We start from the raw sequence: 17,735 nt of genomic DNA, 5'->3' as shown, positions 1-17,735 counted from the left end.
AAAACCTTTCCCGAATGAACGGAGAAAGGTTTTCGTTTTAAGCTGCTTTTTAAATGACAATGCCATTTTTTTTCGCATCAAACAGCAGCTCTTCCCGGAAATTCGGGTGGGCTACTGCAATCAGGCGTTTCGCACGTTCCGAGATTGATGCCCCGTGAAGACGCGCAATGCCATACTCAGTTACAATATTGTCCACGTCATTCTTTCCTGTCGTCACAACCGATCCAGGCGTCAGGTTAATTTTGATGCGGGATAATGTTTCATTTTTTGCCGTTGACTGCATGCAGATGTAACCTTTTCCGTTTTCTGCAAAACGCACACCGCGGGCAAAATCAACTTGTCCACCGCTGGAAGAATAATACTTGCCGCCCACAGTTTCGGAAGCGCACTGCCCGAACAGATCCACTTCGGTCGTCGCATTAATGGAAACGATGTTTTTCTCTTTCGCGATTTCCCGCGGATCGTTGACTTGGCTGACCGGCAAGAATTCGACTACCGGGTTGTTATCCAGAAAATCGTATAGCTTCTTTGAACCGTACGCGAAGGTGGTAATAATTTTCCCCGGGTTCGTAAACTTACGGGTGCCGTCGACTGCACCGGCTTTCACCAGATCCACTACTCCATCCGGCAGCATTTCGGTATGGATGCCCAGATGGCGGTGATCCTTTAGCATCGAGATAACGGCATTCGGTACAGAACCTATTCCAATTTGCAGCGTGTCTCCGTCTTGGATGTCTTCGATAATCGAAGCCGCAATCAGTAAGTCCCTGTCGCTCGGTGCAGCTGCTTTTTCTTCAGCCAGCGGCGCATGGTGCTCCACAAAGCCGGCTATTTGGCTGATATGAATTTGATTGCGGCCATAGGTTCTTGGCATATGTTCATTTACTTCCAGGATAAAAGGGACTTTCCCGACAAATTCAGAAATGTAGTCCGCTTGTGTGCCGAACGTAAAATAGCCATGCTCATCCATTGGAGAAGCCACAGTCATGATCATCGACATTTTCGTCGTTTTCTTCAGCAAACGCGGCACTTCATGGAAATTGTTTGGAACCAGCTCCATTTTTGCCTGCTGGTACACTTTGCGCGTAGCACCGCTTAGAAAATAAGAAACATGCTTGAGCTGTTCAAATTCACCTTGGATATAACGGCGGCTCCGCAAAGCCAACAATTGGTGAATTTTGACACCTTCCAGCTTTTCCACATTTTCTTCCAATATGTCCAGCAGACGGATCGGTTCGCCATTGGCGATTGGAACAATGATATCTGCGCCTTTATCAATCAACTCGGTAACTTCTTGAGGACTCAACTTTTTTGTCATATGATTTTCACTCCTGATTATGAAATCTCTTTAAACTTTACCATAGCTTTCTATGCTTGCCCATGAATCCCAGGAATTTCATTTTGCGCTGTCTAAGAAAAAGACCGTCATTTAGAATGACGGTCTTTTTTTGCGATATTATAAACAATTCCGGCGATTCCAAAGACAACCATAAGACCCCATAAAATCAGCAGAACCATCGAACCGGTTCCATTCGAACTGTTTAAATAGACATACAATTGTAGAGCAAAAAACGCCAAACTGATCGCTGCGATTACTCCAAAATAAATCATGCGTGTTTTAAAACTGAGTTTTTTCATTGTTTTTGGCCCCTTTAATTTTGTTCCTTTGACTCGAGGTGAACCTTGGTCCATACCAAAGTGGTCAAGAGGAATAATTCAAACGCATTGGTGGCAGCCGAACTATCCACCGGAATCGGCACTGCACTGCCTATTGTCATAACACCGGCACCAATCAGCATCCATTTCCAGCCTACCTTTTTCCAAAGCAGAATACCAGCAGCAATCAAGACAACTGAAACGAGCAGCACCATAATCGGCGGTCCGCTCGACGGCTCAGCCGATACATACCGCAATACGCCATATTGCTGTTCGGTTGCCAATTCCAATCCCCATGTTTCCAAAGCGATTTCGATTGCGGCCAATGCCAAAGCATAAATTATCGCTGCAGCTAAAACCGCTTTTTTCTTCACCCAGCCGATTCCTGCCCGGTTCAAAGCTCCCCAAGAAAACAGCACCAGCATCGGCGTCAGGAAAACATGGCTCCAAAAACGCAGCAGGCTCAAGTTTTCAAGCACCGAGCCTTCGCCGATAAATTTGCCCATTGCGATCATGCCATTATCGTAAATAAGGCCAATCAGCACCAGGCAGATAAATGACATAAAATTCCACGATTTCTGTTTATCGATTGCCCATACCAACAGCAGGATATAAGCCGCAGTAAAAGCAAAATAAAGAATTGTGTCCATTTGCACCTTCCTTCCGAAAAACCCCTGTTATTGTTACCATTCACTATTCACGGCCGGTTTAAACAAACAGAAGGAAGATGCTTACGGCTTTTATTTGATCACGAACTTTGTCTGGCTGAAGCCTTCTTTTGATTTTTTCACTTCCAGGATAGCCGGTATCGCTGCTTTTAGTTCCTGGACATGGGAAATGACGCCAATCATGCGCCCGGATTTCTGCAAGTCAATCAGCGTATCAATTGATTTGTTCAACGATTCATCGTCCAACGATCCGAATCCTTCGTCGATGAACATCGTATCGATCGCCACATTGCCCTGGAAGCTCTGGATCACATCAGCCATTCCCAGTGCCAGGCACAGAGAGGCATTGAATTTCTCGCCGCCGGATAAAGTTTTCACATCACGCGTCTGTCCGGTATAAGCGTCGTAGACATCCAGGCCAAGACCGCTTTGCTTGCCGCGGGCTTCCTGCCGGTCGCTGCGCATCAAATAAAACTGGCCATTGGACAGGTTTTTCAGCCGTTCGTTCGCTGACTGGATGATCTGTTCCAAATACTCAATCTGCAAATAGCGCTCGAACGAAATCTTCAAGCCGTTTTGGCCCCGGATCATGTCGTGCAAGTCCGCAATTCGGTTGAGTTGCTGTTCAGCCTGCATCGCTTTTTCGGATGCGGCGATAATACGGTTCTTTATCGCTTCGCTTGAGTTCTGGAAATCTTGCGACCGGTTCCAAGTATTCAGTGCTGCTTCGTATTCCGCCTTCAATTGGCTAAGCTCTGCTTCAAGCAGTCCGATGTCGGATGGATTTCGTCCGGATAGCTCTGCTTTCAGTTCCTGGACTCTTTCCATCAAGGTATGGCGGTTTTGCCTGAATGCCTGAATCGCTTCTTTCAATGCGATGCGCTCCTGCTCCTTTAGCTTCGCCTCTTGGTACGCCTGTTCTGAAGAAAAATCGGATTTTTGCAGCGCATCGCTCCATTGCTGCTGGGCGTTCTCTTTTTTCTGCGCTATTTCCTCTGCTGTAGTCGCTGCATGCTTCGCGCTGACGGACGCTGCTGTAAATTGCTCTTTTGCCCGTTGAAGCTCTTGTTGGATGCTTTCCCAAAGACGTTCCAGTTTCCTCTTTTCAGCTTCGGCTTCACTAATTTTTTCTTCAAGAACAGACAGCACCCGTACTTCTTCCGGTATAGCCAGCAGCCCTTGTTCAAAAACTGCTTTGGCTGTGCCGTAGGCAGATGCCGCTTGCTGTACATGTTCAGCGAGCTCTGTTTTGTCTTTTTCAAGCTGGCCTGCTTTTGCCGTTTGAACGTTGAGCTGTTCTTTCAAGACACGTAAATTCTTTCTATCCGCCTGCAGCTCGGCCACTTTCTGCTCCAGTGCCGCTTTTTGTTCTTCGGTTTTCCGGTAGTCAGCGTCCGCTTCTGCCGGGTTGAGCCCTAATTTAAATGCTTCTTCTTTTTGGCGTTCCAGCTGTTCTGCCAATGCATTCAATGCAGCGGCTGCATTGCGGTACTGGCTGTCCACTCCATCAAGCCGGGCTTTTAACCGGTCGAGTTCCTCTTTGGAAACGGACGGCTGATGGGCTTCGACCGCTTTGTTCGGATGATTGCTGCTCCCGCAGACCGGGCAGGCGTCGCCGTCGTGAAGGGCCGACGCCAGTACCTGCGCCTGGTTCGCAAACCAGACAGCTTCCAGTCCACGGTATTCATCTGCCGCTTGTTGGTACACCGACTCTTTTTCTTCGCTCGTTTTCTGCTGCTGCCGCACTTTTTTCTGAAGGGCGCACAAGTCAGCCAGCACCCGGTATTGTTCGTTTAAGCCCAGTAATTTTGCCTGCTGCTCGTCAAATGCTTCAAGTTTCCGGTCCAATGCCTCAATTTTTTCAGCCACCAATTGGCAGGCATCCTTTTCCGTTTGCCACTGCTCAGCTATTTCCTCAAGTTCTTTTCCAGCTTGTGCTGCTGCAGTTTGAAGTTTGGTGAGCTGCGCTTTTTTGCCGTCCAATTCCTCTACCGCCGGCAATAATTTCCGGAGCTCGACTACTTGTTGGCTTATTTTTTCGCGTTCCGTTCCGCGCTTTTGTTCCGTCTCAAAAGCGGATTCAGCTTTTGCTAAGTTTTCTTTTGTTGCTTGTTCCGCTTTCAACGCTTTTTCTAAGAGAAGAAGCTTTTCCGCTTTTTCCTTTTCCAGCTCTTTGTAGATATTTTCAATGCCTTCGATGAACCCGGCGCGTTCAGCGTCTTTCAGCCGCTGCTCTTTTTGAGCGATTGCCGGCAGCTGCTGCTCTACTTGTTCAAGGCGCTGCACCTTATCTGCCAAGTCGCTGAAACGGTCGTTCCATTTTTTCGCCTCGTGGAAAGCGTTCATTTTCTCATCATGCTTTTTGTAGAGGCTCAGGTAGTATTGCTCGTCCTGCTGCATCTTTTCCTGATAAAAAGCAGCTTCGCTTTCAAGCCCTGCCACTATTTGATGAACATTGTAATGCTCGCGCTGCAGCAGCTCAAACAATGCGGAATCACGTTCCGGCAACGCCCCTTTGATGTTGCCGACGTGGCTGGCCAAGCCGTGCTGTTCACCTTGATACGCTTCTTTTGCCGCATCGCGTTTCTGCTTCAAACGTTCCGCTATCATTTTATACGGTTCTGTTTTAAAGATTTTGCGCAGGATTTCTTCTTTATTATCGGTTTCAGACGTTAAGAGCTTACGGAATTCGCCTTGCGGCAGCATAACAATCTGGCTGAACTGGTTTTGCGTCAGTCCGATGATCTCTTCGACCCGGCGGTTGATTTCCGAAACGATTTGCCGCTCTACACAAGGCACTTCCCCGTCTTTCGTCTTCTCGAAAAATTCATAGCGTTCGCCGGTCGCGCTCTTGTTCCCTGCTTTAACATGGCTCATCTGGCGCAGGATCCGGTAGACTTTGTTATGTATTTCAAATTCCATCTCTACGCAAGTGTGCGTTCCGTCTTCGGCAAAATCGCTTCGCAAATGGCGTGTTTCGACGCGGTCCGACCCGCTGGCAGCGCCGTAAAGGGCAAAACAGATGCCGTCAAAAATCGTCGTTTTCCCGGAACCCGTGCTGCCCGAAATGACGAATAGCTGGTTTCCTTTCAAATCGGCAAAATCAATGGTTTCCGTGTGCTTGTATGGTCCAAAAGCGGTCAGCTTCAATTTTAAAGGTCTCATTGCTTCACGCCTTCTTTCTCATCAGATTCTTCGCGCAGGAATTCCTGAAGCACTTCTTTGAAAACTGTTTCAGTCTCTTCCGTCGCTTTTTCTCCTTTGACTTCTTCGTAGAAAGCATTGAACAGCACCATTGGATCCATATTGCGGCGCGATTCCGCCGCGCTCTTGCCGCTTGCCTGCCCAAAGCTTTTGCGTTCGACATGCATGGCATTCGGGTAAACCGAACGGATTTTTTCCATCGGATACAAAATCGGCGTTTCATCGAGCAGCTTCACAAAGACATAATCTTCGTTGAGTTCATGGCGCAAAATGTCTTCCATAAAGCCTTCAACGGTACGCATGTCCCGCTTTGGCGCCAGTAATTGCTTTTCGACCGAGACGTTTCCGCTGCCATCCATTTCAACGATTAAAAATCCTTTTTGGTGGCGCTCTTCTGAAATCGAATATTTGAGCGGCGAACCTGAATAGCGGATGGTTTCATTCAGCACATGGTGGGCCTGGTGCAAATGCCCGAGTGCCGTGTAATGGAAATCGGCAAAATGGCCTGCCTCGACATGTTCGGCACCGCCAATCGACAACGGCCGTTCTGAATCGCTGGTGTTTTCCTGCTGCTCTCCGTGGGGCGTCACAAATGCATGGCCGACAGCGATATGGCGGGCTTCCGGGTTCAACTTTTGTTTTATGTTTTCAACGATGGCTTCTGCTGCATCGTTATGTGATCGGATGTCCGGATTTCCCAGTGCATAGCGGACCTGGGACGGATCGGCATACGGAATCAAATGGATATGCACTTCTCCGAATTCATCGGCCATGACAATCGGCTCGTGTTCTTTTTGGACATGGCCGGCAATGTGGATACCATTCATTTTCATGACCCGGCTCCCGAAATTCAAACGCCCCGGGCTGTCATGGTTTCCGGCTACAGCAAATACCGGCGTCTCGAGTTCCAGCACAATTTTCGCCAGTACTTCATCCAGCAAATTGACGGCTTCTGTCGGCGGCACTGCCCGGTCGTATAAATCGCCTGCGATAATGACAGCATCCGGCCGCTGTTCTTCAATAGCAGCGACGAATTGTTCTAACACATGGCGTTGTTCTTCAGTCATATAAACACCTTGGACCAGCTTGCCTAAATGCCAGTCGGCGGTATGGAAAATTTTCATCATCATGCTCCTTTCTGGGGCAAAAAGAATATATGTTCGTTCCATTATACACGAAAACAGTTTGCTTGTTTTCTGCAATTTTTAGGGTTATAATAAGAACAAACGTTCTATTAAGGGAGTGAAAATTGATGAAAGCACAGATTTTGAAAGCCTTCAAACATCAGCAATTGATTGACATGATGTACATGGCGAACGATGGAAGCATCAGCAAACGCCGCATTAAAATTTTAAAAGTGAGCGGGGAGTCGTTTCAAGCATATTGCTTTCTCCGGAACAAAAAACGCACGTTCAAAATTGAAAATGTGCTTTCATTGATTCCGGTAGAACGCAAAGAACGCCAGATCATTTAAGGCCCTCTGCCCTTTCCGGACTTGTGATACACTGAAGGAAATGGGTTCAAGGAGGATATATACATGCGATTAACTGTTTATCTAGCCGGAGAAATTCATAGTACGTGGCGCGAAGAGATCAAGAAAAAATCATTGGCACTGAACTTGCCGGTCGATTTTGTCGGACCGATGGAAGACCACGAACGCTCGGATAATATCGGCGAGGAAATTTTAGGCGAGCAGCCGAATGCGGTATTCAAAGACGCAGCAGCTTCCAGCTTCAACAACCTGCGCACCGGCGTACTGATGCAAAAAGCGGATCTGGTCATCGCTCTTTTCGGCGAACAGTACAAACAATGGAACACGGCAATGGACGCCAGCAGCGCACTTGCAGTGGGGAAACCGGTCATCCTGATCCGCCCCGAGAAACTGCATCATCCGCTGAAAGAACTGTCCCGCAAAGCAAATGCTACCGTCGAAACTGTCGACCAGGCGATTAAAGCCTTAGCGTATATTTTTGATTGATAAAACCCGGCCATCCTCATGGATGGCCGGGTTTTATGTGGGTTTTTGAAAATGCGCTCAGTTGAAGTTAAAATACGCACTACAACTCGAGAAATACGCTCCATTAATCTTGAAATACGCTCGGCAAAGGTTAAAATACGCTTCCAGCAGAAATTTTAATAAAACAGATCCTTTTTGCCAATAAAAAAACCCCTCAAGAGGAGGGGGTTCATTGATACCAGGCACCAACGATCGGATAGTCGAATTTGTCGTTGTTCAATGCGCGGATAATGCCCATGATTGGTACGATGACGGTCATCAAGCCAAACACGATCAGCATAGGAATACCGATGATGAAGATCACCAAGAAACCTGAAATCGTCAACAGCACACCCATCACAAGTTGGAACAACAACGCCTGGATGGACAGTTTTTTCACTTCCGGGTCGCTCGTAATAAGGAACACGATAAACGGCACTAAAAACGGAGCAAAGAACGCACTGGCATGGACAAGTATTTTAAAGCCTGTATTCTCCATTTATTTTCATCTCCAGTCTTTTTTCTGATACCTTATTTACGGTTGACTGGCCGGAAAGTTTCAGAAGTTCGAAATTATTTAATCCCGCTTTAACAGACAGTTAGATTCCCGCTTCTTCGAACGTAAAAGTCCGGTTTGTTCAACTAGCACTTAGTGGAACATGCCACTGGGTGAACTTCACTTTAGCCGCAAGACGACTTTGCCGAACTGTTTTCCGCTGCCCAAATGATCGAATGCTTCCTGCGCGTGTTCCAAATCGAAGACCCGGTCAACGACAGGATGCGTGCCGTGTTCTTCCATATGGGCAAGCATCGCGCGCAGCTCTTCGCGGCTGCCCATCGTCGAGCCGAACAATTGGTACTGGCCATAGAAGAAGCTGCGGAGATTGAAATCGACATTGTCGTCGGTCGTGGCACCGAAAATGACGATGCGCCCGCCTTTTTTCAGAACCTCGAGCGACCGGTTGAACGTCGCGGCACCGACGCTGTCAATGACGAGATCAACGGTTTCATCGGCCAGTTCCTGCAGCCAGTCGCTGTCTGTCACAATGGCGCGGTCCGCTCCAATTTCTAGCGCATGATTCCGCTTTTCTTCGCTTCTGGAACTGACAATCACCCGGGCGCCTGCGTTTTTCGCAAACTGAATCAAATACGTTGCCACACCGCTTCCTGCTCCTGGAATGAACAAGGTATCGCCTTCCTTTACTTCACCTTTAGTAAACAGTGCCCGGTAGCCGGTCACCCCCGCCAAAGCGAGCGACCCGGCTTCTTCCCACGATAAAAATTCCGGCTTTTTCTCGACTTGCTCTGCAGACAAAGCAATTTTCTCAGCGAATGTGCCATGGTCCGGCATACCCAAAATATCAAATTCCACCGGCGGTGCATCGCTGTTGCCGTACCAGCGGAGCGCCGGATTGATGATCACTTCATCACCAACTGAGAATCCGCTCACCACTTCGCCGACCGCTTCGATAACTCCCGCTCCATCGGAACCGATGATGAGCGCTTCCGGACGGTTGCCATAGCGATTCGGCAATCCAAGATCCCTCCGGTTGATGCCCGCAGTTTTCAGCGCGACGACCACTTCGCCCGCTTTCGCTTGCGGTTCTTCCATGTCTTTCACTTTCAATTCACCAGATTCAATGACAAATGCTTTCACTTACATCATCCTTCCTCTGTTATCACTCTTTCTATCATTAGTTTAACAGTTTACGGGATGCTTGTTTGTTTAAACGGCTTCCGCATGGGATATGCCAATTGCCCAAAGCAGAGATTTACTTCAGCGTCTCCTATACTGCCAAACACCGTTGTCCATTTCACGTTCACACTCTCCAGCATGGCGCAAATACTCCAAATGAGCCAGCGTTTCCCCGACTGCAAAACGCATTTCATGGACCGTCAATGGCCGCTTGAAAAGCAGTTCACACGCCCCGTAGACCGTAGCAGTTTCGCGGAGCACATCAGCCGTCTCCTCCAGCCGTTCGGCATGATGCGTTTTCAGTTCCGCTATCCGGCTATTGGCGTCGTAAAACGGTTTGCCATGAGACGGGATGACAAATTCAGCATCCAACATCCTAATTTTCTCCAAAGAAGTTAAATACGAAGCCAGCGGATTTTCGTCGCCATGGTACCAATAAGAAATATTCGGCGAGATGTTCGGCAGGATATGGTCGGCCGACAGCAAGACATTCTTTTCTCTGTTGTAAAAGCACACCATACCGTCCGAATGGCCGGGCGTAAAAATCACTTCATATTCATAGCGCCCGATCTGTACCGTTTCGCCTTCTACGAAATAATGATTGATTTGCGGCAGCGGATTGACCAAAGGCTGAAAGTCCGCGGTATTCCCCGCCATTTCCGACGACTTTCCATTCGGCACACCCGAAGCTTTGTAGTGAGCCGGCATCGTCTCGAGAAATTCGGACTGCCAAGAAGACAGACCCGAATTGGCATCTGTCTTCGTCATGGAAACTTTCGCTCCTGTTTTTTTCTGTAGCCCGCCGGCATAGCCGAAATGATCGGGATGGTAATGGGTGATCAGCAAGTCCGCCACATCACGCTTTCCAATTTGCCGCTCCCACAACTCTCTCGTAGAGTCATTGTTCAATCCCGCATCGATGATGGTCCAGCCCTTCTCACCTTCCGCCATAAAACAATTGACGTGGTTCAGACGGAACGGCAAATCGATACGAATCGACTCAATCCCTAATTGATCCAGCATGCAATCCCCTCTTTCTGAATCTTACGGTTTCAGCACCAGTTTCCCGATGGTTTTTCTGCCTTGCAATAAGCGATGGACTTCTGCCGCTTCAGCCAGAGGATATGCTCCGCCGATCATCAGTTTTAAGTCGCCGCTTGCCATATAGTCCAGCAATTCTTTGAAGCTGCTTTGGAACAATTCCGGCTTGCGCATGATCTGCGGCAGGAAAAAGCCGATGACGGACTGATTTTTCCGCATCAATTGGCCAGGATTGAACGTGGCCTGCTTACCGCTTGCAGCACCAAAAATGACCAAGCGTCCGAACGGAGCAAGACATTTCACTGTCTGATTGAACACATCGCCGCCGACCATTTCAAGGGCAACATCCACGCCTCTGCCTTCTGTGATCTCCTTGACTTTGTCTGCCCATCCCTCTTCGGAATAGTTCACCAGATGTGTTGCTCCCATCGATTTGGCATGCGCCAGTTTTTCGTCTGTGCTTGCCGTCGCAATAATCTTGCCGGCACCGAACAGCTTCGCCAGCTGAACCGCAATCTGCCCGACACCTCCAGCTGCCGCATGGATTAGGACACTTTCGCCCGGCTCCAGACGCCCCATCGTTTTCAGGATATGATAAGCACTCAAACCTTGCAGCGGCAGAGCAACGGCTTGCTCAAAGTCCACACCGTCCGGAACTGGCGTTAAAACCCGTTCGTCCACTGCCACGTATTCGGCATAGCCGTTCGATTCGATCAGCGCTACCACCCGGTCCCCTTTTTGGAAGCTTTTCACACCGCTTCCGGTTTCCGCAATCACACCCGCTACTTCAGCTCCCGGTACGTAAGGCAGCTTCGTCGGCACCACATACTGCCCTTCGCGTCTAGCCGTATCCGCATAATTGACGCCGCTTGCCTTGATTTCAATCAGCACTTCGTTTTCGGCGGGTTCCGGTTTCTCCGCATCCGTCCATTGCAGCACTTCCGGTCCTCCAAATTGCTCGAACTTAATGACTTTCATCCTTTTTCCCCCTATGAAATGTATTGTTCTGCTGCCAGAATCTTTTCCGCAATCGCCCGTTTTGAGGCTTTTCCGCCTGCCCGCTGCAGCCGGCTCAGTTCACCTGCCACCGCCCGGACGTTGTCGTGCAGCCCTTTTTCGGAAGCTGCACCTTGCAACAGTTTGCGCGCTGACATTTCCACTTCCAGCAGTGCATCGTCCACCAGCACTTTTGCCAGGTCGATTTTAAAAGAAGCAGCCTCTTTGCCTTGCGACTGGATCGCTTTGGCAGTGCGCAGTACCGCGGATTCCACCGCAAATAAAGCAATGCCGATATCCGCCAGCTTCATCAAGGTTTCCTGTTCTTCGCTGAGTGCTGCTCCGTAATTTTTGTAGGCAAGTCCCGCACACAACAGGAACACTCGGCGAATGGCACGAACCGCTTCTATTTCCCGGGAAATGGGGCCGATCGATTCTACTTGCGGCGACCCGATCTCCAGCATTGCCCGTTCGACAGCTTCTGTGAGCGGTGCTTGGCCTTTGGTGGCTGCTTTCAATAGATTACCCGGAACAATCAAGCGGTTGACTTCATTTGTCCCTTCAAAAATCCGGTTGATGCGCGAGTCGCGGTACATCTGCTCAATTTTGTATTCCTTGATAAATCCGTAGCCGCCGTGCAATTGCAGCGCTTCGTCCACAATGAAGTCAAGCGTTTCCGAGCCGTATACTTTGCACACCGCACATTCGGTGGCATATTCCATCATCCGCTTTGCCACAAGACCCGAATCTTCCACATCATACAACCCGCCAAGCGCTTCTTCCAAATAGCCGGCTGTCCGGTATTGCAGCGATTCCGACGCATAGATGCGGAGTGCCATATTGGCGATTTTTTCCTGGGTAGCGGTAAAGCCGGCAATCGCTTTGCCGAACTGGCGCCGTTCTTTCACATATTTCACTGCCAGTTCAAGTCCGTATTTCGCCGCGCCCATTGTTGCAGAGCCTAAGTTATAGCGGCCCAGGTTCAACACGTTTAAAGCAATAACATGCCCTTTACCGATTTCTCCGAGAAGATTTTCAACCGGCACTTCGCAGTCTTCAAAAATGACAGCCCGTGTAGAAGATCCTTTGATGCCCATTTTCTGTTCTTCTGCACCAAGCGATAATCCCGGAAAGCCTTTTCCCACGATGAACGCCGTAAATGCGGTGCCGTCCACTTTTGCATAGACGATAAACGTATCTGAAAAGGCTGCATTGGTAATGAACATTTTCGTACCGTTCAATATGTAATGCGTCCCTGCGCCGTTCAGTTTCGCTGTTGTTTCTGCTGCTAAGGCATCGGATCCGGCATTCGGTTCGGTTAAACAATAAGCGCCAATAAATTCTCCGGACGCCAGCTTCGGCAAATATTTCTCTTTTTGCTCAGACGTGCCGAAATACGTGATCGGCAAAGTCGCGATGCACGTGTGATTGGATTGTGCAACGCTATAGCTGCCAGCAGGCCCCAAAGCTTCCCCGACAATGCCTTTGCTGATTTTATCGAGGCCGAGCCCGCCGTATGCTTCCGGGATGCTGTGCGCAAGCAGCCCAAGGTCTCCTGCTTTTTCGAGCAGCTCTTTCACCAGGACAAAATCCTGGCTCTCGATCGCTTCATTATTGGGGCGCACTTCGCTTTCCATAAAGCGCTTGGCCGTTTTGCCAATCAGTTTATGCTCTTCTGTAAAATCTTCCGGTGTGAAGGCTGCTTCTGTTTCTTCATATAAAAAGCTGCCGCCCCGGTACATCAAAGTTTTAAGTTCCATATCGTTTCATCCCTTTACTGTTTCTTCGCTGTCAACAATGCATACTGGATCAGGCTTTTTGTAAACTCCCCAAAATGGGCAAAACGAGCATCCTTTGTCTGCCCCTTTTTATAGCGGTAGTAAATCTGTTGGCAAATGACCGCCAATTTGAAATAAGCGAATGTCAAGTAGAAGTCGATTGTGGAGACATCCCGCCCGCTTTTCTCTGCATAGCGCGCGATAAACTCTTCCCGTGAATAAAACCCTTTCCCTACAGTTACAGGAGCCTTGCCAAAAGCGGTTTTTAAGAGTTCCGGATCATCGGCTTGAATCCAGTAGCTCATCGCAGCCCCTAAGTCTGCCAATGGATCGCCTACAGTTGTCATTTCCCAATCAAAAAGGCCTGTTAGTTCTGAAAAATCTGTCGAAAACATGGAATTGTTGAGCTTAAAATCATAATGGATGATGGCCGGCTCCGAAGAATCCGGTATATGCGCACGCATCCATTCAGCGAGTTCATCCACTTCCGGAATGTCATCTGTTTTTGAGCGTTCATAGCGCCCGATCCAACCATGGACTTGGCGTTCCATAAACCCTTCCGGCTTTGCCATATCTGCCAGCACTGTTTGGGTATAGTCAATGGCGTGCAGGTCGACCAAGGTATCCACCATCAATTGCGATATCCGGCGGCCCAGTTCTTCGGTCGGCTCCACTCCTTGTGGAAATTCCGAATCAATGACTACGCCGCGGCGCCGTTCCATGATGAAAAACCGGCTGCCAATGACGGACTCGTCGCGGCAAAAAACAAAAGGCTTTGGTGCTGCCGGGAAAACCGGATGAAGTGTCGACAAGATATGGAATTCCCGTTCCATATCATGGGCTTTCGGTGCCACCGGCCCAAGCGGCGGACGCCTCAATACCGCTTCCCACTCTTTTATAGACAACGCATAAGTCAAATTCGAATGCCCTGCGCCAAACTGACGGATTTCAAGAGGTCCTTCAGGCAAGCCATCGATATTCTCTCTTAAGAATTGCATAAGCTTGGCTTGGTCGAGTTCCTCGCCGGAACGGACAGGGATCGTATCGCTCGTTTTCCCGACCATTGGTCACACCTCTTCCTTGTGCATCTCAAGTTTTGCCCGGATGCCGTCTGGAATCCGTTCGCTCTTCTGAGAAGAGAAATCGAAATAAACCGCTCCGGCATCGCCTTCTGCAATCAGCTCACCACTGTTTGCATCGGTAATCCGGTGCCCAATCTTGAAGCTGGAATTGCCGATTTTTGTTACAAACGAAGTGACTTTCAAGCGCTGGTCGAAATAGGCTTGTTTATAAAACATACAATTGGCGGAAATCATAATGACACTCCATTTATCAATGGTCATTTTAAGCCCCAGTTCACGGAAAAACTCGATCCGCGCATCTTCCAAATAAATGAAATAGCTGATATTGCTGACATGCCCCAATGCATCCGTTTCACTAAAACGGACTTTTACTGTAATCTCATGAGCCATCGGTTTTCACCCCTTATTTGTTTTGGAATGCCGGTTTTCGTTTTTCGATAAAGGCTCTTACGCCTTCCTGCACGTCTTCCGTTTGAAACACTTCTTCAAATAAGCCAGCTTCAAGATCTGTGCCCTGCTCAAGCGGCAACTCCAGCCCTTCATCCACCGCTTTTTTGATACGGGACAAAGCCGGCAGTGAAAAACGGGCAATCCGCTTTGCCATTTTCCGCGCCGCTTCCATTCCTTCACCGCTGGACGTTACTTTATTGACCAGACCGATGCGTTCAGCTTCTGCTGCCGTAATCGCTTCGCCTGTAAACATCAGCTCTTTCGCTTTCGCTTCTCCGACGAGGCGCGGCAAGCGTTGTGTTCCGCCGCCTCCAGGAAACAACCCCAATGTAATTTCAGGCAAGCCAATCTGGGCATGTTCTTCCGCAATCCGTATGTCGCAGCACAGTCTTACTTCACAGCCACCGCCAAACGTCAGCCCGTTCAACACGGCAATGACCGGTTTTTCAAAACGGTTAATCCGGTTCAGCATGGCATGTGTTTCCAAAAATTTCTCTTTCAAGCCGCCTTGTCCAATCAATTGCGGAAACTCTTTGATGTCGGCCCCCGCTGCAAAGACTTTGTCTCCCTGTCCAGTCACAATGACTGCATTCACTTCAGGATCTGTTCCAAGTTCGCCGAACACTTCATCCAGTTCTTTGAATACTTGGTTGCTGATGACGTTCATTGGCGGGTTGTTGATGGTCACCACCGCATAGCCGTCTGTTTTTTCCACATTCAATACCGTTGTCATGGCATTTTCACCTCTTTTTTTGGATATTCATAAAAGCCTTTTCCGGTTTTTCGCCCCAATTCCCCTGCCTTCACTTTTTCTTCGATGAATGAGGAAGGCTTGTCCTTCGGATCACCGGTTTCTGCATACTGTTGCTGCATCACATAATACGCCACGTCGATTCCGGATAAATCCATCAATTCAAATGGCCCAATCGGATGCCGGAGCGCTTTTTTGACAATCAAATCAATTTCTTTGTAGTCCGCGACACCTTCTTCGTATAGATGCATCGCTTCTTTTTGCAACGCGCCTAAAATCCGGTTGGCGACAAATCCGGAAATTTCTTTTCGCAGCAATAAGCCGGTACGATTGATCCGCTGGCATAACTCCAAGGAAATTTGTGCGGTTTCTTCCGAGGTTTGTTCGCTCATGACCACCTCGACGCAGTCCATGACAAGCGGCGGGAAAAAGAAATGCATATTGCACACTTTTTCGGGACGGCTGGTTGCTTCTGCAAGCAGCGAGTTGACGATGGTCGAGCTGTTCGTGGCAAGAATGGCATGTTGCGGTGCGATTTTGTCCAATTTCCCAAAAATCTCACGCTTTACATCCAGTTTCTCCACGACCGCTTCAATTACATAATCGGCATCACCTGCTGCCTTTTCCAAACCACTCGTAAACTGCAGCAAGTTGAAAGCCGCCGTTTTCTCCATATCGGTGATTTTCTTTTTCACTACCCACTGGTCCATCAGCATTTCCAAACTGATCTGCGCTTTAGCGAGCGCTTCTTGATCGACATCGTAAAGTGCGGTATGGATGCCGCCAAGCGCACCGAGCATCGCAATCTGATGTCCCATCTGCCCTGCTCCGATTACCGCCATTTTTTGAATGTGAAAGTTGTTCACTGCTGTTCCCCCTTAGACTAAGTGATGCCGTTTAAAATCATATCGCTGTAAATTTCCGCCAACTGGCCGGCTGTTATGCCGCCATTCGGATTAAACCATTGGTAACTCCAGTTCGTTACCCCGAGAACAGCGAAAGCTACCATGCCGGGCGGCAAATCACTGCGGAACTCTCCTGTATTCATTCCAGCTGAAATGAGCTCTTCGATATTCAAGCGGAATTGTTCCCGCTTCCGTTTGACTTCCTGAGAATTTTCTGGAGTCAGATGCCGCATTTCCCTGAAAAAAACCCGGCCGCTCGGACCGTGGTCCTGAATATCGCCAATCAGCAGTTCTACAATCGCCTGCAGTTTCTGCTGATTGCCGGTAACTGTTTCCTGAATGGCTTTTTGCCGTGATAGCAAGTCATCGATATAGTTGGAATGGATATCCATCAACAGCTGCTCTTTGCTCGGGAAATAATAATAGAAAGTACCCTTCGTCACGCCGAGCGCTTCGACAATATCCTGGATGGACGTTTCGCTGAAGCCTTTTTGTTCGAACAGGCTGATGCTTTGCTGCTTGATTTTTGCTTTCATGCCGATTCCCCGCTATTCTTTATCCCGCTTTAATGGTCAGCCGGATTTTAGCTTTAACAAGCCAAAAATCAACTGGCCACAAAATTCCGGTTGGTTCAACTAACAGCCGGCGCGAAAAAACTGCACTGGCTAAAGCTTCTCTAAATTCTGCTTTAAATGGCGTGCATCCCGCCGTCTACAATGACGACATCCCCTGTCACATAATCCGACGCTTTCGACGCCAGAAACAACGCTGCACCTTTTAAATCTTCATCCGTCCCAAAACGCTTCAATGGCGTTTGATCAAGGAACCGGTCCCGGCTTTGTTCAATCAGCGCTTTCGACATTTTCGTCGGGAAGAATCCAGGCGCCAATGCATTGACATTGATATTGAACTGGCCCCATTTGGCGGCTAAGTCTTTTGTGAATGTAATGACAGCTCCTTTGCTGGTGTTGTAGCCAATCGTATCCATCAGCTGCGGATCGATTCCGCCAAGCCCAGCGACCGAAGCGATGTTGATGATTTTCCCACTTTTTTGGCGGATCATCGTTTCCCCGACTTCCCGGCTCATCAGGAAGGTTCCAGTAACGTTGACTTCCATGACTTTGTGCCATGCTTCCAGCGGCATGTCGAGAACCGGAGCTCCCCATGTGGCGCCTGAATTGTTGACGAGAATATCAATCGTGCCGAACTCTTCCAAGGTTTTTTGGATGACGCGTTTGACGTCTTCCGGATTTGTGACGTCACAAGCCAATGCTAAGGATTTTACGCCCTTTTGCTTCAGCTGTTCGCTGAATTCTTTACATGCCTCCAGCTTCCGCGAGCATATCACTACATTGGCTCCCGCTTCTGCAAAACCTTCTGCAATCTGCGCTCCTAACCCGCGCCCGCCTCCTGTCACAATTGCTGTCTTGCCATCCAATCTGAATAAATCCATAACATCCATTTTCCATTCCTCCATCCGATTGCACTTCTACATACTAACTAGTTGGTATG

General features: G+C 48.8%; 18 protein-coding genes. 2 read left to right on the top strand and 16 right to left on the bottom strand.

Translation table 11 applies throughout. The annotated features are described in order from the left end of the window. Positions 1-49: 49 nt before the first annotated feature. The 5 genes from QWY22_RS01950 to QWY22_RS01930 all read right to left on the bottom strand — a co-directional run bounded on the left by QWY22_RS01950 (position 50) and on the right by QWY22_RS01930 (position 6,652). Entirely contained in the window at positions 50-1,318 is a 1,269-nt protein-coding gene (locus QWY22_RS01950) for an acetyl-CoA hydrolase/transferase family protein (protein WP_300982692.1), read from the bottom strand. 107 nt (positions 1,319-1,425) lie between these two features. Next, on the bottom strand, positions 1,426-1,638 hold the full coding sequence (locus QWY22_RS01945) for a hypothetical protein (protein WP_300982691.1): 213 nt from the start codon (positions 1,636-1,638) through the stop codon (positions 1,426-1,428). Between the two features lie 14 nt (positions 1,639-1,652). Next, positions 1,653-2,306 carry a hypothetical protein gene (locus QWY22_RS01940; RefSeq protein ID WP_300982690.1) on the bottom strand — a complete coding sequence of 218 codons (654 nt, stop codon included), beginning with the start codon at positions 2,304-2,306 and terminating at the stop codon, positions 1,653-1,655. 90 nt (positions 2,307-2,396) lie between these two features. Then, positions 2,397-5,489 (bottom strand): SbcC/MukB-like Walker B domain-containing protein, encoded by a 3,093-nt coding sequence (locus QWY22_RS01935; protein WP_300982689.1) that lies wholly within the window; start codon positions 5,487-5,489, stop codon positions 2,397-2,399. Then, positions 5,486-6,652, bottom strand: coding sequence for an exonuclease SbcCD subunit D (locus tag QWY22_RS01930; RefSeq protein ID WP_300982688.1), 1,167 nt, complete (start codon positions 6,650-6,652; stop codon positions 5,486-5,488). The genes QWY22_RS01935 and QWY22_RS01930 overlap by 4 nt, the downstream gene beginning before the upstream one ends. Positions 6,653-6,780: 128 nt before the next feature. Between QWY22_RS01930 and QWY22_RS01925 the strand changes: the two genes are divergently transcribed. Together QWY22_RS01925 and QWY22_RS01920 are read left to right on the top strand one after the other, a co-directional pair. Further along, complete coding sequence (locus tag QWY22_RS01925) at positions 6,781-7,002, top strand: transcriptional regulator (RefSeq protein ID WP_036810609.1); 222 nt, start codon at positions 6,781-6,783, stop codon at positions 7,000-7,002. 63 nt (positions 7,003-7,065) lie between these two features. Further along, positions 7,066-7,506: a YtoQ family protein gene (locus tag QWY22_RS01920; protein ID WP_300982687.1), complete on the top strand. Its 441-nt coding sequence runs from the start codon at positions 7,066-7,068 to the stop codon at positions 7,504-7,506. 208 nt (positions 7,507-7,714) lie between these two features. Here QWY22_RS01920 and QWY22_RS01915 read toward each other — a convergent pair whose 3' ends face one another. The 11 genes from QWY22_RS01915 to QWY22_RS01865 all read right to left on the bottom strand — a co-directional run bounded on the left by QWY22_RS01915 (position 7,715) and on the right by QWY22_RS01865 (position 17,685). Next, complete coding sequence (locus QWY22_RS01915; protein ID WP_036810617.1) at positions 7,715-8,023, bottom strand: DUF4870 domain-containing protein; 309 nt, start codon at positions 8,021-8,023, stop codon at positions 7,715-7,717. Between the two features lie 177 nt (positions 8,024-8,200). Further along, positions 8,201-9,181: a zinc-binding dehydrogenase gene (locus QWY22_RS01910; RefSeq protein WP_300982686.1), complete on the bottom strand. Its 981-nt coding sequence runs from the start codon at positions 9,179-9,181 to the stop codon at positions 8,201-8,203. Positions 9,182-9,301: 120 nt separating this feature from the next. After that, positions 9,302-10,243: an MBL fold metallo-hydrolase gene (locus QWY22_RS01905; protein ID WP_300982685.1), complete on the bottom strand. Its 942-nt coding sequence runs from the start codon at positions 10,241-10,243 to the stop codon at positions 9,302-9,304. Positions 10,244-10,264: 21 nt separating this feature from the next. Beyond that, entirely contained in the window at positions 10,265-11,239 is a 975-nt protein-coding gene (locus QWY22_RS01900; RefSeq protein WP_300982684.1) for a quinone oxidoreductase family protein, read from the bottom strand. Positions 11,240-11,250: 11 nt separating this feature from the next. Further along, on the bottom strand, positions 11,251-13,017 hold the full coding sequence (locus tag QWY22_RS01895; RefSeq protein ID WP_300982683.1) for an acyl-CoA dehydrogenase FadE: 1,767 nt from the start codon (positions 13,015-13,017) through the stop codon (positions 11,251-11,253). 14 nt (positions 13,018-13,031) lie between these two features. Next, positions 13,032-14,099: a phosphotransferase family protein gene (locus QWY22_RS01890; RefSeq protein ID WP_300982682.1), complete on the bottom strand. Its 1,068-nt coding sequence runs from the start codon at positions 14,097-14,099 to the stop codon at positions 13,032-13,034. A gap of 3 nt (positions 14,100-14,102) precedes the next feature. Then, complete coding sequence (locus tag QWY22_RS01885; RefSeq protein ID WP_300982681.1) at positions 14,103-14,507, bottom strand: acyl-CoA thioesterase; 405 nt, start codon at positions 14,505-14,507, stop codon at positions 14,103-14,105. Between the two features lie 13 nt (positions 14,508-14,520). Next, positions 14,521-15,300 (bottom strand): enoyl-CoA hydratase, encoded by a 780-nt coding sequence (locus QWY22_RS01880; RefSeq protein WP_300982680.1) that lies wholly within the window; start codon positions 15,298-15,300, stop codon positions 14,521-14,523. Beyond that, positions 15,297-16,184 carry a 3-hydroxyacyl-CoA dehydrogenase family protein gene (locus tag QWY22_RS01875; protein ID WP_300982679.1) on the bottom strand — a complete coding sequence of 296 codons (888 nt, stop codon included), beginning with the start codon at positions 16,182-16,184 and terminating at the stop codon, positions 15,297-15,299. The genes QWY22_RS01880 and QWY22_RS01875 overlap by 4 nt, the downstream gene beginning before the upstream one ends. A 17-nt stretch (positions 16,185-16,201) precedes the next feature. Further along, a complete protein-coding gene (locus tag QWY22_RS01870; RefSeq protein ID WP_300982678.1) occupies positions 16,202-16,759 on the bottom strand; it encodes a TetR/AcrR family transcriptional regulator in 558 nt (185 codons plus the stop codon). A gap of 152 nt (positions 16,760-16,911) precedes the next feature. Next, complete coding sequence (locus QWY22_RS01865) at positions 16,912-17,685, bottom strand: SDR family oxidoreductase (protein ID WP_300982677.1); 774 nt, start codon at positions 17,683-17,685, stop codon at positions 16,912-16,914. Between the last annotated feature and the right edge of the window lie 50 nt (positions 17,686-17,735).

Source organism: Planococcus liqunii, from assembly GCF_030413595.1.
Lineage (GTDB): Bacteria > Bacillota > Bacilli > Bacillales_A > Planococcaceae > Planococcus > Planococcus liqunii.
The sequence above is the reverse complement of the archived record's forward strand: the minus strand, read 5'-3'. Positions and strand labels throughout refer to the sequence as shown.